This window comes from Pseudomonas sp. Irchel s3a18, from assembly GCF_900187535.1.
GTDB lineage: Bacteria > Pseudomonadota > Gammaproteobacteria > Pseudomonadales > Pseudomonadaceae > Aquipseudomonas.
The window spans coordinates 25,613-46,705 of the sequence record NZ_FYDV01000006.1 but is presented as its reverse complement, the minus strand read 5'-3'; the positions used below and the strand labels follow the sequence as shown (position 1 = coordinate 46,705).

At 62.8% G+C, this 21,093-nt stretch carries 18 protein-coding genes; 3 read left to right on the top strand and 15 right to left on the bottom strand.

The genetic code is table 11. The features are described 5' to 3' along the window. Positions 1–101 precede the first annotated feature (101 nt). From CKW29_RS10680 to CKW29_RS10645, 8 genes are all read right to left on the bottom strand, one after another. Positions 102–521: a type II toxin-antitoxin system VapC family toxin gene (locus CKW29_RS10680; RefSeq protein WP_095148420.1), complete on the bottom strand. Its 420-nt coding sequence runs from the start codon at positions 519–521 to the stop codon at positions 102–104. Continuing rightward, positions 518–763 carry a plasmid stabilization protein gene (locus CKW29_RS10675; RefSeq protein ID WP_095145097.1) on the bottom strand — a complete coding sequence of 82 codons (246 nt, stop codon included), beginning with the start codon at positions 761–763 and terminating at the stop codon, positions 518–520. The genes CKW29_RS10680 and CKW29_RS10675 overlap by 4 nt, the downstream gene beginning before the upstream one ends. Before the next feature lie 220 nt (positions 764–983). Then, positions 984–2,357, bottom strand: coding sequence for a DUF1329 domain-containing protein (locus CKW29_RS10670; protein WP_095148419.1), 1,374 nt, complete (start codon positions 2,355–2,357; stop codon positions 984–986). Positions 2,358–2,416: 59 nt separating this feature from the next. Next, positions 2,417–4,387 carry a DUF1302 domain-containing protein gene (locus CKW29_RS10665; RefSeq protein WP_095145099.1) on the bottom strand — a complete coding sequence of 657 codons (1,971 nt, stop codon included), beginning with the start codon at positions 4,385–4,387 and terminating at the stop codon, positions 2,417–2,419. Between the two features lie 64 nt (positions 4,388–4,451). Next, positions 4,452–5,765 carry a phospholipase gene (locus CKW29_RS10660; RefSeq protein WP_095148418.1) on the bottom strand — a complete coding sequence of 438 codons (1,314 nt, stop codon included), beginning with the start codon at positions 5,763–5,765 and terminating at the stop codon, positions 4,452–4,454. Positions 5,766–5,935: 170 nt separating this feature from the next. After that, entirely contained in the window at positions 5,936–7,501 is a 1,566-nt protein-coding gene (locus CKW29_RS10655; RefSeq protein ID WP_095145101.1) for an FGGY-family carbohydrate kinase, read from the bottom strand. A 21-nt stretch (positions 7,502–7,522) separates the two neighbouring features. Beyond that, a complete protein-coding gene (locus CKW29_RS10650; RefSeq protein ID WP_095145102.1) occupies positions 7,523–9,118 on the bottom strand; it encodes a glycerol-3-phosphate dehydrogenase/oxidase in 1,596 nt (531 codons plus the stop codon). Positions 9,119–9,123: 5 nt separating this feature from the next. Further along, on the bottom strand, positions 9,124–10,719 hold the full coding sequence (locus CKW29_RS10645; protein WP_095148417.1) for an FAD-binding oxidoreductase: 1,596 nt from the start codon (positions 10,717–10,719) through the stop codon (positions 9,124–9,126). Between the two features lie 213 nt (positions 10,720–10,932). Between CKW29_RS10645 and CKW29_RS10640 the strand changes: the two genes are divergently transcribed. Beyond that, complete coding sequence (locus CKW29_RS10640) at positions 10,933–11,961, top strand: AraC family transcriptional regulator (protein ID WP_095145104.1); 1,029 nt, start codon at positions 10,933–10,935, stop codon at positions 11,959–11,961. A gap of 3 nt (positions 11,962–11,964) precedes the next feature. On the opposite strand, the gene CKW29_RS10635 is transcribed toward CKW29_RS10640, so the two are convergent. The 4 genes from CKW29_RS10635 to CKW29_RS10620 all read right to left on the bottom strand — a co-directional run bounded on the left by CKW29_RS10635 (position 11,965) and on the right by CKW29_RS10620 (position 15,867). After that, the gene (locus CKW29_RS10635; RefSeq protein ID WP_095145105.1) at positions 11,965–12,333 is read right to left on the bottom strand and encodes a glyoxalase superfamily protein; all 369 of its coding nucleotides are present in this window, start codon (positions 12,331–12,333) and stop codon (positions 11,965–11,967) included. Positions 12,334–12,442: 109 nt separating this feature from the next. After that, complete coding sequence (gene ggt, locus CKW29_RS10630; protein ID WP_095148416.1) at positions 12,443–14,110, bottom strand: gamma-glutamyltransferase; 1,668 nt, start codon at positions 14,108–14,110, stop codon at positions 12,443–12,445. 196 nt (positions 14,111–14,306) lie between these two features. Beyond that, a complete protein-coding gene (locus tag CKW29_RS10625; protein ID WP_095148415.1) occupies positions 14,307–15,218 on the bottom strand; it encodes a LysR family transcriptional regulator in 912 nt (303 codons plus the stop codon). Positions 15,219–15,276: 58 nt separating this feature from the next. Then, on the bottom strand, positions 15,277–15,867 hold the full coding sequence (locus CKW29_RS10620) for an NAD(P)H-dependent oxidoreductase (RefSeq protein ID WP_095148414.1): 591 nt from the start codon (positions 15,865–15,867) through the stop codon (positions 15,277–15,279). A gap of 204 nt (positions 15,868–16,071) precedes the next feature. On the opposite strand from CKW29_RS10620, the gene CKW29_RS10615 reads away from it, so the two are divergent. After that, positions 16,072–16,386: a putative quinol monooxygenase gene (locus CKW29_RS10615; protein ID WP_095148413.1), complete on the top strand. Its 315-nt coding sequence runs from the start codon at positions 16,072–16,074 to the stop codon at positions 16,384–16,386. Here CKW29_RS10615 and CKW29_RS10610 read toward each other — a convergent pair. Further along, positions 16,376–17,140, bottom strand: coding sequence for a sulfite exporter TauE/SafE family protein (locus CKW29_RS10610; RefSeq protein WP_095148412.1), 765 nt, complete (start codon positions 17,138–17,140; stop codon positions 16,376–16,378). The two genes, CKW29_RS10615 and CKW29_RS10610, sit on opposite strands and share 11 nt — an antisense overlap. Positions 17,141–17,329: 189 nt before the next feature. On the opposite strand from CKW29_RS10610, the gene CKW29_RS10605 reads away from it, so the two are divergent. Next, complete coding sequence (locus CKW29_RS10605) at positions 17,330–18,223, top strand: LysR substrate-binding domain-containing protein (RefSeq protein WP_095148411.1); 894 nt, start codon at positions 17,330–17,332, stop codon at positions 18,221–18,223. A 4-nt stretch (positions 18,224–18,227) separates the two neighbouring features. Here CKW29_RS10605 and CKW29_RS10600 read toward each other — a convergent pair whose 3' ends face one another. Further along, a complete protein-coding gene (locus tag CKW29_RS10600) occupies positions 18,228–19,640 on the bottom strand; it encodes an amino acid permease (protein WP_095145110.1) in 1,413 nt (470 codons plus the stop codon). Between the two features lie 196 nt (positions 19,641–19,836). Further along, positions 19,837–21,087, bottom strand: a complete 1,251-nt coding sequence (gene kynU / locus CKW29_RS10595) for a kynureninase (protein WP_095145111.1) — start codon at positions 21,085–21,087, stop codon at positions 19,837–19,839. Between the last annotated feature and the right edge of the window lie 6 nt (positions 21,088–21,093).

Below are 21,093 nucleotides of genomic sequence, written 5' to 3'. Positions count from 1 at the left end.
GTTCTCTGTACTGATTCCCGAGTGGATCGTTAACGGTCATGCCCTGGTTCCTCCAGGGCCTGGCCGAAATCTGTGGATCGCTCAGGTGATCAGTCCGCCGCTCAAATCTCCCACGGATTGATCACTTCAACCCCGGGAAACTCAAAGTCGCGAACATTGCGAGTCGCAATCGGAGCACCGTGGGTTCGGCAAATGGCGGCTATCTGTGCATCCGCCATTGACGCGGCCCGACCGTTTGCTTCGCGGCCCGCCACCAGCGTCGCGTACTCGACGGCTGCATGGGCATCAAAAGCCAATATTCTTCCGGCAAAGTCTTCTTCGAACATTGCCATCGCATGAGCTTCAAGTTTCTGTTTGCGCTTACCGAATGGGAGCCGGGCAATGCCATGGAGAATTTCTGCCACGGTAATAGCGCTGATTGCCAGATCCATCGCCGGTTGCGCGTCGACCCAGGCCAACACCTGTACATCAGGCTCGGCCCGCATGAACTCTGAAAGAACGTTGGTATCGAGCACAATCATTCGGAGAAATCCACGGCTGTCGCTTTCTCCTGGCGCGAGGGCAAATCGAGCTCAACCCCGCCACTGGCGCTGAACCTGCCGCGAATCCTGCTTCCAAGCCCGCCTGCCCGATCAACAGCGGCCAGCGCTCTTCCCAGAATCAGGCGAGCCTCCTCCTCCATCGAATGCCCATTGTGGGCGGCGGCAATCCGCAATTGTTCCTTGATCTGGTCGTCAAGGTTTCGAATCGTGATGCTGGCCATGATGCCTCCTGCAATCAATGAAATCATTGATTGAAGCTAACACGACTTGCTCCTCGAGGACACGCGGCGCCGCCGAACGGCGGCGAGTCCGATAGACCTGTAGGAGCGAGCGTGCTCGCGATGAACTCAAGTGTTACGCGTTCTTTCTGAAAACACGCGTTATTGTTGACCTCCATCGCTGGCAAGCCAGCGCCTACAGGTGTTGCATCAGACCCGTCGTTTACCGCGTCCCGCGCTGACGCAAGGCCGACGGCATGAAATACGCGTCCTCCGGCACCGGCTGGGCGAAGTCCACGGTTTGCGTCTCTTCGTTATCCAGGTTCTGCACGTAGTAACGCCGCGCCTGCAGGTCGTGGAACACGTCCATCGCGCTCCAGGTCGTCGGCAGGTCGTAGAAGTTCTTCAGGTAGCCCATCGACACCCGCCACAGCTCCCCTCGCCCGTCGTACTGGTCCACCACCGCGGCGCCCCAGCTGTCTTCGTCGAGAAACAGCACGCGCTTGGAGTAAATGTGTCGCGAACCCGGCTTGAGCGTGCCTTCCACCACCCAGACTCGGTGCAATTCATAACGGGTGTACTGCGGGTTGAGGTGCCCCGGCTTGAGCAAGTCCGCGTACTTCACCTCGGGGCTGCCGACCTTGTAGTTGTTGTAGGGAATGTAGACCTCTTTCTTGCCAATCAGCTTCCAGTCGTAACGGTCCGGCGAGCCGTTGAACAGGTCGGTATCGTCCGCTGTGCGCAGGCCGTCCGAGGACGCGATCGGGGTGTCATACGCCAGGTTCGGCGCACGGCGCACGCGGCGCTGGCCGGCGTCGTAGACCCAGGCCTGACGCGGGTCCTTGAGCTGGTCCAGGGTCTCGTGCACCAACGCCGCGCCGCCCGCCAGGCGGGCCGGGCTCTTCACGAAGGCCAGGTAGTAGAACAGGATGTTCTTCAGGTCCGTGTACTGCCCGCCCGGGCGGTAGTAGGTGAACATCCCCTCCTGCTGCGAGGTCACCAGGGCGAAGCTGCCGTTACGTTGTACCGGCGCTTCGGACGCGCGGCGTACCACGTAGATCCCGCGATAACGGGTGATGTGGTTCCACAGCGCCTCGACACCGTCCTTGGGCACGGGGAACGGCACACCACCATAGGCATCGGCAAAGCCGTTGCCGCCGTCGAGCAGCTTGGCGCTGGTGGCGTTCTTGAAGGTGTTGTCATACAGCCACTGCGGCGCGGAACCCGAGCGACGGCTGGTGTACACCGGCATCTGGAAGGTGTCGGGGTAACTGTTGAACAGCGCGATCTGGCCCGCGCTGAGGTGGGCCTTGTACTGCTCGAGATTCGCCTTGGTGATGGTGAACAACGGCTTGTCGCCCGGGAACGGGTCCAGGTGATGCTGGCCCGGGGTATAGCCCTTGGGCGCCTGGGTGATGCCGCCGTCCCAGGCCGGAATAGTGCCGGCCGCATTACCGGCACGCTCGGCGCCCAGCGGCGTCAGCTTGGACTTGAGTTGTTGGGCGTCCTGGGGGGACAGGGCAGCCAGCGCGCTGCCAGCCGCCAGGCTCAGGACCAGGGCCAACGTGGTCTTGATCAGTCGCGGTGTGTGAAGCATGGACATTCTCCGAAATAAAGGCAGGGCAGCATCGCCCGCAAGCCAAGGGGCCTGAACACTCACAGGAAATACTTGAGGTTGAAGCCGACGTTGTCACGGTCGCGAATACCGTTGTTCTGGCCTCCGCCGTAGAACTCGGTGTACTGCAACTCGGCCTCCAGCTTGTTCTGGTAGTTGGCCTTGACCCCCAGGGTGTAGGCCTTGCGACCCTCGATGGTGTTGCCCGCCTGATAGCTGTTGCCCTTGAAGTCATCCTTGTAGACGACATAGGGCGAGACGTTGACCCCGGCATACACGTCGTTCCAGGTGCCGTTGAACATCGCGGTGTAGCTGTAGGAGTTACGGTTGACCTGGTCACCACGATCCCCACCGGACACATAGGAATAGTTGCCGGTGCCGGCGTAGTAACGGTTGCTGCCGTCATAGGCGGTGTACTGCAGGTTGCTGCCGCGCAAATGTTCGGAGGCCAGTTCGAACACGCCGAACAGGGAGTCGAAGGACAGGTTCGGGCCAAAGTTGTAGATGCTGCCCAGGGAGGTGTTGAACGATTCCACCCGCTCACCGTTGTTGATCTGGCTGTCGAGCTGGACCATCTGCCCGCCGATGTTGATGGTCTGGCCGGCCGCCGCCGCAGCGGCACCATTGGCCAGGTCGCCGATCAGGTCGTTGGTGGCCGCGACGCCGATGGGCAGGTTGGGCCGATAGGCCACTTCGCCAAACACCGATGCCTGGCCCAGGGTGGTGTTGAAGCTGAAGCCGTACATGCGAATGTCTTCGGCGTAGCGCCGATGCGCCTGAATGTTGCCCAGCACATCCACGGTGGCCAGGCCGTTGGCCAGCTCCCCGGCCTGGCTGCCGGCCACCCCGGCCAACAGGTTGGTCAGGGCATCCATGTCGATGCCCTGGTAACCGCCCAGGTCAGCGGAGATGGTCGGCTCCTTGGCATGGTAGTTGACCAGGTACACGCCGAACTCGGTGCTGTTGAGCTCCTCGGCGATGTAGCGAAAGGCGAAGCCGAACTGACCATCGTTGCGGGCGTTGTAGTCCTTGCCCACGGAGGCCACCTTGAGGGTATTGCCGAACGCCGGCGTCACACCGTTGGCGTACAGGCCGGTAGTCCCCAGCACCTGGCTCAATACCGGGTTGTTGCCCAGCGCGCTGTACAGATCGATCACGTTGCCGAAACCGGGCACCGGCGTATCCAGCGCGGTGCCGGTGAAGTTGTTGTAGGCGGTGTTGCCGCCGTCGGCGAACAGATCGGTCTGAGAGTAGAAGGTGCCGACCGGGTCGATGCGGGTTTCCTTCCAGTTCGTCTGGTAGAAACTTTCCATCGTCAGGTTGTCGCTCAAGCCGATGTTGAAGCTGACTGCCTCTACCGGCATCAGCACTTCCTTGACCTCGGCTCCCGGCAACCGGTACTTGGCCGCGTCCACCGGGTTGGTGGTGTTGACCCCGCCGCGATAGAAAATGCCCTCGCCCCAGTTGAACACCTGGCGCCCCAGGCGTGCCGTCACCGGCATCGCGGCCACGTCCCAATTGCCGTAGATATAGGCGTCGAGCATCTCTACCCGGCTGCCGGCGATGTCACGGGTCTGATCGGTGAAGTGGTCGTCGTTGGGGTAGCTCTGGCTCGGCTGCGAGGGGCTGTTGTTGCGGTAGTAATCGTTGCGCTTGTCCATCAGCTGGGTGTCATAGAACGCGGTGCCGCGCATGAACATCCCGTAGTTCTGATAGTTGGCTTCCAGCTCCGAGGTGATCTTGTACACCTCGGAAACCAGCCCGGTATCGAAGTTGCGATTACCGTCGTTGGTGTTGACGTCATCGTTGCTCTTGTCCCGGCCCTGGACCCGCCACAGGCGGCCATAGGACAAGGTACTGTCGAACGAACCGGTCACCTCTTTGTCCAGCAGGCTGAACTCCATGGCCTGCACCCCGTCGACGGCGCACACTTGCAGCAGCCCTGCCAACCCTATCCCCGCCGACAACGTGCCCGGCACCTTCGCGCTGGACAGGCGTGATCGAATGCTCATTGTGTGTTCCTCCCTTCCCTGCTGATCTTGTTGTTTTTGTATCCGTGCACCCTCGCCCAACGGCTCAAGGCGCAGCGGTATCGCCCTGGGCCGGGGCCAGGCCAGCACCGACATAGATCCGGCTATGAGCCCCGAAATGCCCCAGCAGTTGGAACAGTTGCTGATTGAGTGCCGGGTGGTCGAACGCTTCGGGCTGCAACTGGTTGCCGGCGCTGAAGCTCAGGGGGGCCGGGGTCGTGCTCAGCCATTGCCCGATCGCGGCATCAAACTCAGCGGCCTGGGCGACGGACTGGGCCGAGACGACCTCACGCAGGTAGTCCACCGAATACGGCGGGTAAGCGGCGTCTTCGCGGGTGTCGACGTAAGCGCTGAGCATCGGGTGCGCCTGGCCCGCACGCTGCAGGCGCTGGAGCCAGGCGAACTGATACTTCTCCACCTCGGTGTGCCGGGTGGCGACCCGTTCAATGGCCTCGTGCTTGTCGCTGTCATAGCCGGCCAAGGCCTTGGCCTCCATCAACAGCATGCTGTCGAGCTCGACACCCGGCAGCGGTTTGGCGTGATACGGCTGGGTCAGGTCCTGAACGTAGTGCAGGCCCCAGCCAAGAAAGCGATAGCCCCAGTAGGCATGCCCCGTGGCGAAGGCCAGGCGCGACAAACTCAGGTATTGATAGGCCCGCCAGTCCGGCCAGTTACGCTGCAGAAAGCCGGCTGCGGCGTACACCACCGGGCTCTCATGGAAAAAGCCCATGTGGAACGGCGCCTGGGAGCTGTACTGGAAACGCGGATCGCCAAAAGGCTGCGGGCCGAAGCCGTACAGCGCAGCCACGTCACCTGGATTGTCACTGAACAGGTTGATGTCGTGACCGTAGTCCGGCTCGTCGGCGGCGCTGGCGAGCACCGCCACGGGCGATACCTTTTCCCCGGCCGTCAGGCGGATGAATCGCTGCTGGTTCCAGGGCGAACGGGTTTGCTCGACCATCACCTGCTCGGCCGTGAGTTGCTCACCTGCCACCGGGATTTGCCCCGGCATCGGCTGGATCACCATGGCCAGATGGATCTGCGGATTGACCCGCAAGGCGCTGAGAAATGCCTGTCGCAGATTGTCCCCGGGCACGGGTGGCAGCTTGAGGTTGTCCGGGCGCGGCGGGTATTCGGGAAAGTGCTGACGGGCGAAGCGCTCCTGCTCCTCCAACAATTCGCTCACGCCCGCGTACTGCTGGGCGAGAAACTGCTCCAGGGGCTCGACCTCGACCAGCGGTGCGTCGCGCAAGGCGGCCACATCCTGCAACGCCAGGTAGCTGCCCACCGTATGGTTGGACCAGCCCCAGGCCGTGGGGGCAGCCGCGCCGAGCAGCAGCAAGAGAAACGTCAGCTTCATTGGCTTTTTGATCTTATTGGATGAGCACAGGGGCTGAGCCTAACAACCGACCCAGGCCATGGCACTGTCCAATCTCGCCAAAAAAACTCTCCGATAGCGCCACGGCAAACCGGCAAAAAACGCCAGGCCAGAGCGAGCCACCCGACTCGCTAACGCCCGTGAAACCGTCTTCAGGCCGGGTAGCCGGTGATCTGCCGAATGCTTTGGTACAAGGGCTTGAGCTGGCGGTACATGCGCAGGTACACCTCGTTGTACAGCCGCTGATAGATCTGCTGCGCCTCGGGCCTGGGCATGAACACCTCGCCGACTCGGGTCATGCCGGCAATGGCCGAAGGGAAGTCTGGATACAACCCAAGCCCCACCGCACAGGCAATCGCCGCCCCCAGGCCGGAGGCTTCGTAGACGTGGGGGCGCTCCGCCGGCAGGCCGAATATGTCCGCGGTCAGCTGCATCGCCGCATCGCTCTGGGAGCCCCCGCCAGCCACCCGCAAGCGCTCGATGGTGACGTTCGTACGCTTCTCGATGCGCTCCTTGCCCTGGCGCAAGGCATAGGCCAGCCCTTCGAGGATCGCCCGGTAGATGTGCGCCCGGGTATGCACGTCGCCAAAGCCGATCATCGCCCCCTTGGCTTCCACACCCGGCTCGCGGATACCCGGCGACCAATACGGCTGCAGCATCAGGCCCATGGAACCCGGTGGCACTGCATTGACCAGCGCGTCGAACAGTTGCTCCGGCTCCACGCCCTGTTCCTTGGCCTGCTGCATTTCCCGCAGGCCAAACTCGTTCTTGAACCAGCTGACCATCCAGTAGCCGCGATAAATCATCACCTCGCAGTGGTAGTGATCCGGCATCGCCGCCGGGTAAGGCGGGATCAGCGGGATGATTTCCCGGTAGCGCGAACGGGTGGTGGTGATCGTCGCGGTGGTGCCATACGACAGGCACACCGTTTTCTCGTCGAGCACACCGGCGCCCAGCACTTCGCAGGCCTTGTCGGCACCGGCGGCGATCAGTGGCAGGCCCTCGGGAATGCCGGTATGCCGACTGGCCTCGGCGCTGATGTGGCCCAGGGTTTCACCGGGTTTGTGCAGGCTAGGCAGTTGCTCGGGGCGCACCGCCAGCGCCTGCCATTTCCAGTCGGAGGGCGCGGCCCAGCGCAGCCGCTTGAAGTCGAACGGCAGGTAGCCCACGCAGCAGCCCACCGAGTCGACAAAACGCCCGCACAGACGGTGGGTGAGAAACCCCGAGAGCAACAGGAATTTGTCGGTGGCCGCCCACACATCGGGTTGGTGGCGAGCGACCCAATTGGCCTCGGCCTGGGCGCGAAAATAGTCCACGGTGGCTTGCGCGCCGACCAGTTTGAACAGCCAGCCCCAGGGCCCCTTGATCCCGCCTTCGACCTCGGTCTGGCGCTGGTCGAGCCACAGAATCGCCGGACGCAGGGCCTTGCCCTGGGCATCGACGTTGATCAGGGTGCCGCGCTGGGTGGTCAGGGACACACCGCCAATCTGCTGGCGATCGATACCAGTCTGCTGCCACAGTTGCTGGCAGGCCTCCCCCAGTTTGGCCCAGTAATAGTCCGGGTCCTGCTCGGCCCAGCCGGGCTGGGTCGAGTAATAGGCCTGCAACTCGACCTTGCCTTTGCCCAGCAGATTGCCCTGCAGGTCGAACAGCAAGGCGCGTACGCTTTGGGTGCCATTGTCGATTGCCAACAGGTAGCGCTTGTTCTGGTTATCCATGGAGCTCTCTTCAATGGGCATTCAGTGCGTGGCATCCGGCAAACCATGATGGCGTTGCCACAACGCCCGGTAACGCAGTTCTTCCTCTTGCCAGCGCTCGTCATCCCAGCCCAGCCGGGGCTGGCACAGACGACGAATCGCCGGCAGCTCGTCCGCCGCGCCCCTGGCCAGCAACAACCCGACTCGGGTGCGGCGCAGCAGCAAGTCATCCAGGTGCAGGACCATCTCCGCCTCGCAGGCAAAGGCCAGTTCCGCCCACAAGGTGTCACTGCCGCCCACGGTGTCGCCGCCCAACTGTTCCAACAGCTGCGCCAACCGTGGCAGATCGCGGCCATGACGTCCGGCCAGGCGTCGCCACTGACGGCCACTCAGGCCTGGGATCGGCAGTCCCGGCACGGCGGCAAACACCGGCGCGCCGTCATCGCTGACAGGACGTCCGAGCATGGCCGCGCAGGCCTTCAACACCTCAATGGCCTGGGGACGAAAGGTAGTCAGTTTGCCGCCTGCCAGGGTCACGCAGCCGGGCTCCTGCCACAGCACATGCTCACGGGCTTCATCCGAGGGCTTGCCCTGCTGCTCGCCACTGGCGCTGCCCACCACCGGGCGCACGCCCGACCAGGTCGAGAGCACATCGGCGGCAACCACCTCGGCCCCCGGGAACTGCCGGGTGCACGCCTCCAGCAGATACTCGAGTTCCTCGCCGCTGATGCTCGCGCTCTGATCCAGGTCCTCGCGATGATCCAGGTCGGTGGTGCCGACCACGGTGGCACCTTCCCAGGGGAACACAAACACCGGCCGGCGATCGCGCGGGTGCAAGAAAGTGAACGCCTGTGCCACCGGCAGACGCCAGCCCGGCAACAGCAGATGACTGCCACGCAACGGCCGCAGCTGCCGGCCAGCGCTCGCCGGTCTTAAACGCTCGGCCCAGGCGCCGGTGGCCACCGCCAGCGTGCGACAACGCAACTGCAGCGACGCCCCTCCTTCACAATCCTCGACCTGCACCCCGCAAACCCGCCCATCTTCGCGCAACAACTGCTGTACCCGCACGCCGTTGAGCGCCAACGCGCCATCGGCCCGGGCCTCGGTCAGCACGCGCATCACCAGGCGGGCGTCATCGGTCAGTGCATCGACAAAACAGGTCCCGCCCAGCAGATCGTCTTGCGCGACGCCCGGTGCCAGATAACGCATTTGTTGTGCGTCATAAAAGTGATGGCCACGCCGCCCGGCCAAAGCGTCATAGACCGTCAACAGCCCACCCATCACCCGGGGGCCGGGAAAGCCGCCACGGTAATGGGGCATCAGAAAACTCATGGGCTCCACCAGCCCCGGGGCTTCTTCGAGCAGGCGCTGGCGCTCGTGGACCGAGTCGCGGGTCAGGCGCCACTGGCCCTTGGCGATATAGCGCAAGCCGCCATGGACCATTTTCGAAGAACGACTGGACGTGCCCCAGGCAAAGTCGCGCTGCTCCAGCAGCAGGCAACGCCAGCCGCGACGCGCCGCTTCACGCAGGATCCCGGCGCCGCTGATACCGCCGCCGATGACGATCAGGTCCCAGGTTTCGTCCGCCAGCGTCGGCAACACCTGCCGTCGCCACGCCGCATTCCAGTCCAGGCTCATGGCCGTCACTCCTGCAGCAGGGTGCCAGGGTTCAGGCGCCCGGCAGGATCGAAATGCCGGCCCAGGGCCTGAAGGGTATCCATGGCCAGCGCGCCTTTTTCCCGCAGTAGGTACGGCGCGTGATCCTTGCCCACGCCATGCTGGTGACTGATGGTGCCGTGGTTGTCGACGATGGTCTGGCTGGCCGCCTGCTTGAGCGCCTGCCAGCGCGCCAGCGTGGCCGGGTAGTCGGCCGCCGGACGGAACACGTAGGTGGTGTAGATGCTCGAGCCTTCACCGTAGACATGGGACAGGTGGGTGAACACATGGACCCGCTCACCTTCGGCGGCCAGGCCATCGCGCAGGCTGTTTTCGATGCGGTTGAGCAGGTTGTCGACATTGCTCCAGTCGGTCGCGGTCTCCAGGGTGTCCACCACGTAGCCGGCGTTCCACAGGTTCTCGCGCAGATAGGGAAAGCGGAAGCGGTTCTGCGCCCATTTCTTGCCCAGCAGGGTACCGGTGAACACCCCGCCAAAGGCCTTCAGGTGTTGCCTGGCCTGGCTCAGGGACAGGGCATTTTGCCGCCGGTTACCGGTCACGCCAAAGGTCAGCAGGCATTTGCCCGCGCCGGCACCGCGCAGGGCCAGGTACTTCTCCAGCCAGGCGATCTGCTGCGGATGGCCCGCCAGGGCCAGCTGGGTTTCGGTTTCCACGGCGTTGGACAGGCGCAGCATCGACAGCGGCACGCGGGCCTGGGCCAACTGGCGGATGGCTTGCAGGGCGCGGTTCCAGTCGGGCAGGAACACACCGTAGAAGCGTTCATCGGCCGGCAGCGGGCTGACCCGCACCTTGACCTGGGAAATGATCCCGAAACGGCCCTCGCAGCCCAACACCACTTCGCGCAAGTCCGGGCCGGCCGCCGAGGCCGGGAACGTCGCGATTTCCAGTGGCCCGGCGAAGGTTTCCAGGGTTCCGCCCGCGAACAACTGCTCGATACGCCCGTAGCGCAAGGACTGCTGGCCACTGGAACGACTGGCCACCCAGCCGCCCAGGGTCGACAGCTCCCATGACTGCGGAAAATGCCCCAGGGTGTAGCCCCTTGCGCGCAACTGACTCTCCACCTGCGGCCCGGTGGCACCGGGGCCGAAGGTGGCCAGCAGGCTCTGCTCATCGAGATCGAGCAAGCGACTCATGCGCGCCAAGGACACGGTCACCACCGGCCGTGTGGACAGCGGCGGGTTGATGTGCCCGGCCACTGACGTGCCGCCGCCATAAGGGATCAGGCACAGGTCCTGTTCCTGGGCCAGCGCCAGCAACTGGCGGATCTGTTCGGCACTCTGCGGGAACGCCACCGCATCGGGATAAATGCCTGGCGCGCCTTCACGCAGGGCCAGCCAATCCGACAGGCTCTGGCCACGGGCATGCAGCAAGCGGTCGTGGGCACCGACACTGTAGTGCGGGTGTTCGTTGAGCCGCGAAGCCGGCACCCTGGCCAAGGCCGCCTCAAGCGTGGCATCGGGCAGCGCCTGGCCGGTGCCGACCCGTGCCGCGAGAAACCCCGCCCCCTGGGCCGGCAACTCGACCACCGTGGTTGCATCCCCCCAGCCGTTCCAGCGTCGCATGCGTGTGTCCTTTTCCGGTTCTTATAGGTGACATTTCAGGCGCCTATACTAGCCAGCCGCCCGGACCTGTCACGGTCGCATCGGGCCAGTTCGAGTAGCCAATTGAGTCAACCCGCGCAGCCGGCTCCAACCATTTACTTTAGCGGTGGTTTCAAATTACCTTTCAGGGTATTCGCCCGCGCCAGCGCGTGCCTCGATCAAAGGAACCCGATCATGCAATCCCTTGGCTACACCTCGGTTCCCCCGCTGCTCAAATACGTGCGTCACGCCGAACAGCTGGGCGTGGCCATCGAGCCTGCGTTGGCGGCGGCCGGGTTGCAGGCCCGACAATTGAGCGACAACAGCCTGCGCTTGCCGGGCGAAGCCCATGAACGCTTGCTCGACTACTTCTGCGAACACTCGGGCGACCCGTTGTTCGGGCTCAATTCGGCGCGTTTTGTCCTGCCCAACTCCTGGAGCGTGCTGGGCTACATCACCATGAACTGCGCGACCCTGGGCGATGCCATGAGCCGGATCATGCCCTTCGAGAAGCTGGTGGGCGACATGGGGGTCAGCCGCGCCGAACTCCAGGGCGACCACGTGCACCTGATCTGGACCTGTCGCCATCAACGCCCGCGAATCCGTCGGCACCTGGTGGAAAATGTCCTGGGGTCCTGGCTGCAATATGCGCGCTGGATTGCTGACACCCAGCTCTCACCCGCCGCGATCTGGTTCGAGCACGGCATGCCGGCGGACACGGACCTGGCGCAATACGAGCAATTCTTCGACTGCCCGGTGCTGTTCAACCGGCCGTACTCGGCGCTCATTACCCCGCTGCCCTACCTGCAGTTACCCCTGCGCCAGGCCGATGCGCAATTGCTGCGCACCCTGGAGGAACACGCCCTGGGTTTAATGGCCACGCTGGAAGACGCGTCCCTGGAGCAACGGGTGAAGAACATCCTGCGCCAGTTGCTCAAGGAAGGGCTGCCGCGCAAGGAACAGGTGGCCGAACAGTTCGCCGTGTCGGTGCGCACCCTGCAACGCCAGTTGCACCAGGCCGGTACCACTTACCAGCAAATCCTCGATGACCTGCGCCAGGAACTGGCCGAGCACTACCTGCTCAACAGCGCCTTGCCGATCCAGGACATCGCCCAGTACCTGGGCTTCACCGAACCGCGTTCGTTTCACCGCACCTTCAAAAGCCGACGCGGGATGCCACCTGGCGAGTTCCGCCAGATGCACCGCGCGCCGGACGAAGCCTGAGGCTCAAACGCAGATCGCGTTGGTGAACACCAGCCGGTTGCCGAACGGATCGTTGATCGTCATGTCCTGACTGCCCCAGGGCATGGTCTGGATCTCGGGATGGGCATAGCGATAATCCTTGGCCAGCAACTGCTGGTGGAACGCTGGCAGTTCATCGGTCTCGATGCGCAATGCCGACCCCGGTGTGGCGTCGCCATGATGTTCGGACAAGTGCAGCACACAATCGCCCCGCGACACCTGCAGATACAGCGGGAAATTCGCCTCGAAGCGGTGCTGCCAGTCGAGGCTGAAGCCTAGAAAATCGACGTAAAACTCCAACGCCTTGGCCTCGTCGAAGATCCGCAGGATGGGGGTGGTTTTTCCAAAACGCATGATGCTGCTCCCTGGGTGAAGGGGCTCATCCTATACAAGGAGCGAGCCTTGATACGATCGCCAAATCGTTCCCACGCTCCCGCGTGAGAACGATCATGGCGGACAGGCGTTACTTCACGACTTGACCCACACCCCGCCCGCGAGGGTCGGAGGCGGTTTCCAGGGCGCTGCCATTGACGCGGATCGCCTGGATATCGCCCATTTCCCAGCCCTGGTCTTCCAGGGTGTAGCCCATGGTTTTCAGCTCATCGGCGACCTTGCCGGTCAGGGGCGCGTAGGCGTCGAAGTAGATCGTGTCCTTGGGCAGCAACTGGTGATGGACGCGTTGCGCGGCCACGGCTTTTTCCAGCGGCAGGTTGTAGTCATACAGGTTGTTCAGCACCTGGAAGATCGAGGTGAAGATCCGCGAACCACCCGGCGTGCCGAGTACCAGCGTGACCTTGCCATCACGGGTCACCAGGCTGGGGCTCATCGACGACAGCATGCGCTTGCCCGGAGCGATGGCGTTGGCGTCGCCACCGACCACACCAAAGGCGTTGGCCACGCCGGGCTTGGAGCTGAAGTCGTCCATTTCATCGTTGAGCAGGAAACCCGCGCCTTTGACCACGACACCGCTGCCGTAGTCCCAGTTCAGGGTGTAGGTGTTGCTCACCGCATTGCCATCGGCATCAACGATGGAGAAGTGCGTGGTCTGGTGCGGCTCCAGGCCCGGACGGACTTTCTCGGTCGGCGAAATGGCGTTCGGGTTGACCTCGGCGGCGCGTTTTTTCAGGTACGCCGGATCGGTGAGTTGCTTGACCGGCACGTCGGAAAACGCCGGGTCGCCAAGGTAGTCGGCACGGTCGGCGAACACGCGTTTTTCGATTTCCGCGAGCAGGTGAATGTATTTCGCCGAGTTCAGTTCGACGCCCTTGAAGTCGGCGGCGCGGTCTTCCTTGATGGCGATCAGTTGCGCCAGGGCGATACCGCCGGAGCTCGGTGGCGGTGCGGTGTACAGGGTATTGCCGCGCCAGTTGACCGTCAGCGGCTCACGCCAGTTGACCTTGTAGTCGTTCAGGTCCTGCTTGCTGATCAGGCCCTTGTCGGCCTTCATCTGCGCGACCAGCAGGTCGGCGGTCTTGCCTTGGTAAAACTCGCTGGCGCCCTTGTCGGCGATCCGCTCCAGGGTCTCGGCCAACTCGGGTTGGCGGAAGGTTTCGCCGGGCTTCATGCTGCCAAAGTAATCGGCGAAGTTGGTCGTGCCGTTGAACAGTTTCAGCGCATCTTCGCGGTACTGGTACTGTTTGTCCGCGACTTTGAAGCCGGTCTTGGCGTAGCCGATGGCCGGGGTAATCAGCTCGCTCCAGGGCAGCTTGCCGAACTTCTTGTGGGCTTCCCACAGGCCCATCACCGTGCCCGGTACGCCGGCAGCGCGCGCGCCGACCAGGCTGAGGTTCTCGATGACCTCGCCCTTCTCGTTCAGGTACATGTCGCGGGTCGCGGCTTTGGGCGCCGTTTCGCGGTAGTCGAGGAAGTACGGCTTGCCGTCGATGAACAGGGTCATGAAACCACCGCCACCAATGTTCCCCGCTTCCGGGTAGGTCACCGCCAGGGTGAACGCGGTGGCCACCGCGGCGTCGACGGCGTTGCCGCCTTTCTTCAGCACTTGCGCCGCGACATCGGCGCCGTACTGGTTCGGTGCAGCCACGGCACCGCCTTCCAGCATTGCAGCAAACGACGACGAACTGGCGGCAATCGCCGCCGCCAGGGCCAGGGTCTTGAACAACACAATACGCATGGAATCCATCCTTTCTTGTTATAGAGGCAGGAGGAACCTTAGGCTTTGTAACAAGGTTTGGGCAAGTCCACCTTGTGCTGAATTCACACCACCACCGAAGCCTGCTACAGGGCCCGGCCCGACAATCCAACTGCGAACCGATCCTTGCTGAAAAAGCTCCGTTCTACCCCATTCACGCTTGCGCGAAGATCATGCGTCAGCCCTCGAACACTTCACTCGCATAACCGGCCAGCTTGCCCTGGATGAAGTCGAGAAAGCACTGAATCCGCAGGGCCAGTTGCGAGTTGCGGTAGTACACCGCATTGATTGGCTGGCGATAGCCGCTGTTGGCTTGGGCCAGCACCGGCTTGAGGCGTCCGGCCTTGATGTCTTCGATCGTCATGAAGTGCGACAGGCACGCAATGCCCTGCCCCTCCAGCGCCAGATGACGCAAGGTTTCGCCACTGGAGGCGCTGATGCCCGGTTGAATCTGCCAGCGGTCACCGTGCGCGTGGCGCAGCGGCCAGTGGTTGAGGGTTTCGGTCTGGGTGAAGCCCAGCAACCGGTGCCCGGTCAGCTCAGCAACGCTGCTCGGTGTACCGTACTTTTCCAAGTAGGCCGGGCTGGCCAGGATGTGCAGCGGACTGCATCCCAGCGAGCGCGCATGCAGGGTCGAATCCGCCAGGGCACCGATGCGGATCGCGATGTCGGTGCTCTGCTCCAGCAGATCGATGATCAGGTCGTTGCTGTTGAGTTCCAGTTGGATGTCCGGGTACAGGCGGCAGAACTCATCGATGTAGGGCACGATGACATGCAGCATGAAGGGCGACGCGGCGTTGATCCGCAGCCGCCCCGACGGCGTCTGGTGCCGCGACGACAGGCGCTCTTCCAGCTCGTCCATCTGCTCGAGGATCCGCTTGGCCTGCTCGAAGAAGTACTTGCCCTCCTCGGTCAGGTCCATGCGCCGCGTGGTGCGGTTGATCAGCGTGGTGTCGAGCTTGGCCTCCAGTCGCGACAGCGTGCGGCTGACCGCCGAGGGCGTTTGCCCGACCTGCTCGGCCGCCGCGGAAATCGAACCGCACTCGATCACGCAGACGAAAATCTGCAACTCATCGGATCTGGCTTTCACGTGTGCCCCTTCAATCAAAACAGGTCTGATAGTAGCTGGATGCGGGGCAGAACGCAGGTCACGCCGGCAAGTTGAACACCTGCTTGAGGTGCTGCTCGTAGCGCGCGATGTCGGCTTCAATGTTCGGACGCTTCATCACGTCGACACACAGGAAAGTCGGCAAGCCGGTCATGCCAAGGAACTCATTGGCCTTGTGAAACGGAAAATACACCGCGTCCACACCCTTGGCTTCAAAGAAGTCGGTCGGATCGTCGAAGGCTTGCTGCGGGGCATTCCAGGTCAGCGACAGCATGTACTGCTTGCCGTGGATCAGGCCACCACTGCCGTACTTCTGCAAGGCGTCGGAACGGGTGCGACCGTCACTGGCATAGAGGCTGCCGTGGCCTTCGGTGAAGACTTCGTCGATGTACTTTTTCACTGTCCAGGGTGCGCCCATCCACCAGCCTGGCATCTGGTAAATGATCACATCGGCCCAGAGGAACTTGCTGACTTCATCGCTAATGTCGTAACCCTCGTCGATGTGGGTCACTTTGATATCGACACCGCCACGGTCCAGCACGCTCAGGGCGGCTTCGTGCAGGGTGGCGTTGTAGCGGCCGTCGGAGTGGGCGAATTTCTTGCCGCCGTTGAGCAATAGCACTTTTTTCATGGGGAGCCTCATCATCTGGGTCCGATGCGCCGCGTGGTGGATCACTCGCGCAATCGGGGAAGGTTCAATTCGATGACGGCAGGGTATCGATCGACACCCCCGTGAATAAGCCCTGCTTCGGCAAAATACATTTGACCTATACGCACGAATAGCCAGTCGATTGTTGCCGTAGAATTTCCTCCCTCCCTTCCAGAAGAGTGCTCCATGAGCCCACACCACGGTTTCATCCTGCACGCCAAAACCCGCCCGGAACACGCCGAGGCCTTTGAAGCGCTGTTCCGTGCCTACGTCGAGCCCAGCCGCGCCGAACCGGGTTGCATCGAGTACCACATGCTGCGCGACCAGCAGGACCCGACACTGTTTATCTTCTATGAGATCTGGCAATCCCGGGCCCATCTGGAGGTGCACTCGAACCTGCCGCACATGAAGGCGTTTTTCGACACACGCATGGACTACCTGGAGCGTGACTTCGACATCCGTCCCATCGAGATGCTCAGCCCCTCATCCGCTAGCCGTTGACCAACAGGTGGCCACCGAGCACGCCCAGGCCAATGAAAAATATCCGCTTGAACAGCCTGGTGCTGATGCGCTGGCGCAGCCATTGCCCCAGCAACATGCCGAGCACAGCGGGAATCAGGGCCAGCAGCGAGGCACTCAGTTCGCCGCTGCCCAGCGCGCCGCGCCACGACAGGCCGGCCGCCAGGGCCAGGGTCGACACGGTGAATGACAGGCCCAGCGCCTGCACCAGTTGATCCTTGCTCAGCCCCAACGCTTGCAGGTAGGGCACCGCCGGAATCACGAAGACCCCGGTAGCCGAGGTGATGATCCCGGTCAGCACGCCGCACAGCGGGCCGAGCCAGCGCTCACTGGTGCTACCGACCTTGAAGGCAGGCAGCAACAATCCGCTCGACGCATAGAGTAGTAACGCACCACCCAACGCGCGCACGACCCATTGTCCGCCGTCGACACCCAGCCACAGGGTACCGGCGCCAGTGCCGATAAAAATCGCCAGCAGCATCGGCCACAAACGTGTAAGCAACGTCTGCAGGTGCCCACCAGACGCCAGTTGCCAGACGTTGGTCAGGGTCGCGGGGATGATCAACAACGCCGCAGCCTGTGTCGGTGCCATAGCCAGACCGAGCAGTCCCATGGCGATGGTCGGCAAGCCCAGGCCGATCACGCCCTTGATCATTCCAGCCATGAGAAAGGTGGTAACGACCAGCAATGACAAGGCTAGGCCGAGGTGTTGGTAGAATGCCAGAAGTGTATTCATGGCCGTATGGTGGGGCTTTCGGCTGCCCCTGAAAATCTGCCATATACTGAGGCTGACTCTTGTTATGACAGAGTCAGGTAATCTGTCGGGGCGATCGGCCGGCTCTGGTCTGCTGGCGAATGCAGTACGCGATATGCCTGATAAACCGCCTTCGCTGGCAAGCCAGCTCCCACAATGAACCAGCCCCCCATGCACTTCGACCTGATTGACCTGCAGCTGTACCTGAACACCCTCGATGCCGGCAATATCACCGCCGGTGCCGTCCGCAGCCACCTGTCACTGGCAGCGGCCAGTGCACGCATCCGGGCGATGGAAGCATCGCTGGGCATCACCCTGTTCGACCGCGGTCGACGCGGCATCAGCCCGACCCCGGCCGGCAAGGCGCTGGCGCAACATGCGCGAGTGATCCTGCTTCAGGCCGAACGCTTGCAGCAAGACCTTGCCGAATACGCCAAGGGAGTGAAAGGTCAGGTGCGCTTGCTATGCAACACCACGGCGATCACCGAATACCTGCCCGAACTGCTCGCCGGTTTTCTGCGCGAACACCCCAACCTCGACATCGACTTGCAAGAACGGCCAAGCCAGCGCATCACCCACGCCTTGCGTCAGGGTGCCGCCGAGCTGGGTATCGTGTCCGATGCGGTGGACACCGCTGACCTGGAAACCCGGCCGTTTCGCGATGACCCGCTGGTGCTGATCTGCCCCAACGATCACCCGCTGGCCGACACTCATTCACCGGGTTTCAGCAAGACCCTGGCTCACGATTACGTCGGGCTGAATGCCCACAGCGCGCTGGCGATTTATCTGGAGGAGCAAGCGCTGCATGCCGGGCTGCGCATGCAGATCCGCATCCGGGCCGATGGCTTTGACGGCGTCATGCGCATGGTCGCCCATGGCGCGGGGCTGGCGATCGTGCCGCTGGCGGCCGTGCAACGTTATGCCGACGGGCACGCGTTCAAATACTTCGCCCTGCAGGAGCCCTGGGCGCAGCGAAAGCTGCTGCTGTGCGCTCGCTCATTCGACGCCCTGCCCCGGTATGCCCAGGCCCTGCTGCAGGCCTTGCAGCCGCAGCAGGGTGTCTAGCCGATCAAGCCTCGTCAGGCACGGGATCCTGCGTTGCACTGGCCCGGCTCTTGCGGAAAAACACCCCGTAGACCAACGACAGAATCAGCAGAAACGGCACGCCAAACACCAGGGTCATCTTGAACGCGTCGGTGAAGTAGGTGGTGATCATCACCGCCCCCATCAGCACCAGTCCCAGCAGCGTCGAGTAGGGAAACAGGCGCATGCGGAACGACAGCTTTCGCTCGCCGTGACGCTGGTGATATCGGCGGAAACAGTAGTGCGTCAGGAAGATCATGAACCAGGTGAAGATGGCGCCGAACATGGAGATCGCCATCATCAAGGTGAAGGAGCTTTCCGGGTACATCACGTTCAGCAAGGTCGCCAGGGCAATGCCAGAACTGGACAGCAACAAGGCATTGAACGGGATGCCGCTCTTGCTCAACGCGCCCATCGCCTTGGGCGCGTAACCGCCACGGGACAGGCTGAACATCATGCGTGTGGTGATGTAGAGCTGGCTGTTCATCGCTGACAAGGCGGCGATCAGGATCACGAAATTCATCACTCCGGTGGCACCGGGAATGCCGATGGTTTGCATCACCGTGACGAACGGGCTCTGGGTCTGACCGGCCTGTACCCAGGGCACGATCGCCAGCATCAGGGCCAGGGTCAGCAGGTAAAACACCACCAGCCGTACCATGGTCGCGCGGAAGGCTTTCTTGACCGCCCGCTCCGGGTCCTCGGCTTCACCGGCCGCCACCGCGATCATTTCCACGCTCAGGTAGCTGAAGATCGACACGATTACTGCCACCCACATCCCTTGCAGGCCATGGGGGAAAAAGCCGCCGTGAGCGGTGTAATGCTGCACGCCGTAATCCGGGTTGCCGGAACCGAACACCACGTACACCGCCAGGATGATGAAGCCGACAATCGCCGCGATCTTGATGGTCGAGAACCAGTACTCGAAGGTACCGAAGGTCTTCACGCTGATGGCGTTGAGCACGATCAATACACTGGAGAACGAGACGATCCAGATCCATTCAGGCACGTTGGCGAACCAGTACTTCATGTACATCGCCACCGCTGTCACTTCCGTGCCGACCGCCAGCACAATCGCCGCCCAATAGGCATAGCGCACCAGGAACCCGGCCAGGGGGCTGACGTAGAACTCGGCATAGGCGCCGAAGGAACCGGAAGTGGAATGGGCCACGGTCATTTCCGCCAGGCAGCCCATCAACAGCAACGTGATGATCGCGCCAATGGCGTAGCTGAGCAGCACGCTCGGTCCGGCATAGCCGATGGCATAGGCACTGCCCATGAACAGCCCGGTGCCGATCGCCCCGCCAATGGCGATCATGCTCATCTGTCCGGAAGTGAGCTGACGCCTGAGGCCATGCTCGCGGTTGGAAATCGTGTCAAAGCCGCTGGCTTCGCTCATGTGTCTGTCCTCTGAATACTTGTTTTTTTAAGAGCACATCGTGGGTAAAAACGGATCCCCCCCTGTAGGAGCGAGCGTGCTCGCGATGGACCCGAGAGCGCCGCGTTCATTCAGAAAGCGCGCGTTATCGTTAAAGTCCATCGCGAGCACTCGAACGTCGACCGGCTGCTCCTACTGGTTGTCCGGTGCCAGGAACTCAGGTCACGCTGTGACGAACCTGGAACTGCGCTTGCGCCCAGGTCTTCTGGTCGAGAATGTCACCCAGGATCTGCACCGCATCGAACACTTCGGTGAAGCTGGTGTACAGCGGGGTGAAACCGAAGCGCATGATCCGCGGCTCACGGTAGTCACCGATCACGCCTTGGGCGATCAGGGCCTGAATCACCGCGTAACCTTGCGGGTGTTCGAAGCTGACATGGCTGCCGCGTCGGGCGTGCTCACGTGGGGTGATCAGCTTCAAGTCGTGGGCGGCACAACGCTCCTCGACCAACGCGATGAACAGGTCGGTCAGGGCCAGGGATTTACGGCGCAGGCTGGCCATGTCGGTCTGGGCGAAAATGTCCAGGCCGCACTCGACCATGGCCAGCGAAGTGATCGGCTGTGTGCCGCACAGGTAACGGGCAATGCCGCGGCTCGGCTCGTAACCCGACGCCATGTCGAACTGGCGGGCGTGGCCGAACCAGCCCGACAACGGCTGCGTGACCAGATCGCACAGCTGCGGCGAGACCCAGACGAACGCTTGCGAACCCGGGCCGCCGTTGAGGTATTTGTAGGTGCAACCGATGGCGTAGTCCGCACCGGCCTGGCGCAGGTCCACCGGCACCGCGCCAGCCGAGTGAGCCAGGTCCCAGACCGCCAGCGCGCCACATTCGTGGATCAGCGTGGTCGTGGCCTGCATGTCGTGCATATAGCCGGTCTTGTAGTTGACGTGGGTCAGCATCACCACGGCGACGTCTTGGTCAATCGCCTGCGCCAGCGCTTGCGGGCTGTCCACCAGACGCAGGCTGTAGCCCTGTTGCAGCAAGTCCATCAGCCCTTCGGCAATGTACAGATCGGTGGGGAAGTTGCTCGACTCACTGACAATCACCCGCCGCTCAGGCGCTCGCGAGGCTTGCACGCGCAAGGCCGCGCCGAGCACCTTGAACAGGTTGATCGAGGTGGTATCGGTGATCACCACTTCGCCTTCACCGGCACCGATCAGCCCGGCCAGGCGATCGCCCAGGCGCTGCGGCAGATCGCGCCAGCCGGCGCTGTTCCAACTGCGGATCAAACCATCGCCCCACTCCTGGGCAATCACCGCCCGGGCGCGCTCAAGGGCCGCAACCGGGCGGGCGCCCAAGGAGTTGCCGTCGAGGTAGATCACGCCCTCGGGCAGGGCAAACTGATCACGCAAAGGGGCCAGGGAGTCCTGCGCATCGAGCGCCAGGCAATCGTTTCTTGTGGTCATTGTCGG

Excerpts from the sequence above, each read along its gene's own strand:
- CKW29_RS10610 (WP_095148412.1), bottom strand. The coding sequence starts at position 17,140 with ATGAATACACTTCTGGCATTCTACCAACACCTCGGCCTAGCCTTGTCA.
- CKW29_RS10620 (WP_095148414.1), bottom strand. The coding sequence starts at position 15,867 with ATGAAAAAAGTGCTATTGCTCAACGGCGGCAAGAAATTCGCCCACTCC.
- CKW29_RS10675 (WP_095145097.1), bottom strand. The coding sequence starts at position 763 with ATGGCCAGCATCACGATTCGAAACCTTGACGACCAGATCAAGGAACAA.
- CKW29_RS10605 (WP_095148411.1), top strand. The coding sequence starts at position 17,330 with ATGCACTTCGACCTGATTGACCTGCAGCTGTACCTGAACACCCTCGAT.
- CKW29_RS10665 (WP_095145099.1), bottom strand. The coding sequence starts at position 4,387 with ATGAGCATTCGATCACGCCTGTCCAGCGCGAAGGTGCCGGGCACGTTG.
- CKW29_RS10640 (WP_095145104.1), top strand. The coding sequence starts at position 10,933 with ATGCAATCCCTTGGCTACACCTCGGTTCCCCCGCTGCTCAAATACGTG.
- CKW29_RS10680 (WP_095148420.1), bottom strand. The coding sequence starts at position 521 with ATGATTGTGCTCGATACCAACGTTCTTTCAGAGTTCATGCGGGCCGAG.
- CKW29_RS10635 (WP_095145105.1), bottom strand. The coding sequence starts at position 12,333 with ATGCGTTTTGGAAAAACCACCCCCATCCTGCGGATCTTCGACGAGGCC.
- CKW29_RS10600 (WP_095145110.1), bottom strand. The coding sequence starts at position 19,640 with ATGAGCGAAGCCAGCGGCTTTGACACGATTTCCAACCGCGAGCATGGC.
- CKW29_RS10650 (WP_095145102.1), bottom strand. The coding sequence starts at position 9,118 with ATGAGCCTGGACTGGAATGCGGCGTGGCGACGGCAGGTGTTGCCGACG.
- ggt (WP_095148416.1), bottom strand. The coding sequence starts at position 14,110 with ATGCGTATTGTGTTGTTCAAGACCCTGGCCCTGGCGGCGGCGATTGCC.
- CKW29_RS10655 (WP_095145101.1), bottom strand. The coding sequence starts at position 7,501 with ATGGATAACCAGAACAAGCGCTACCTGTTGGCAATCGACAATGGCACC.
- CKW29_RS10645 (WP_095148417.1), bottom strand. The coding sequence starts at position 10,719 with ATGCGACGCTGGAACGGCTGGGGGGATGCAACCACGGTGGTCGAGTTG.
- CKW29_RS10670 (WP_095148419.1), bottom strand. The coding sequence starts at position 2,357 with ATGCTTCACACACCGCGACTGATCAAGACCACGTTGGCCCTGGTCCTG.
- kynU (WP_095145111.1), bottom strand. The coding sequence starts at position 21,087 with ATGACCACAAGAAACGATTGCCTGGCGCTCGATGCGCAGGACTCCCTG.
- CKW29_RS10615 (WP_095148413.1), top strand. The coding sequence starts at position 16,072 with ATGAGCCCACACCACGGTTTCATCCTGCACGCCAAAACCCGCCCGGAA.
- CKW29_RS10660 (WP_095148418.1), bottom strand. The coding sequence starts at position 5,765 with ATGAAGCTGACGTTTCTCTTGCTGCTGCTCGGCGCGGCTGCCCCCACG.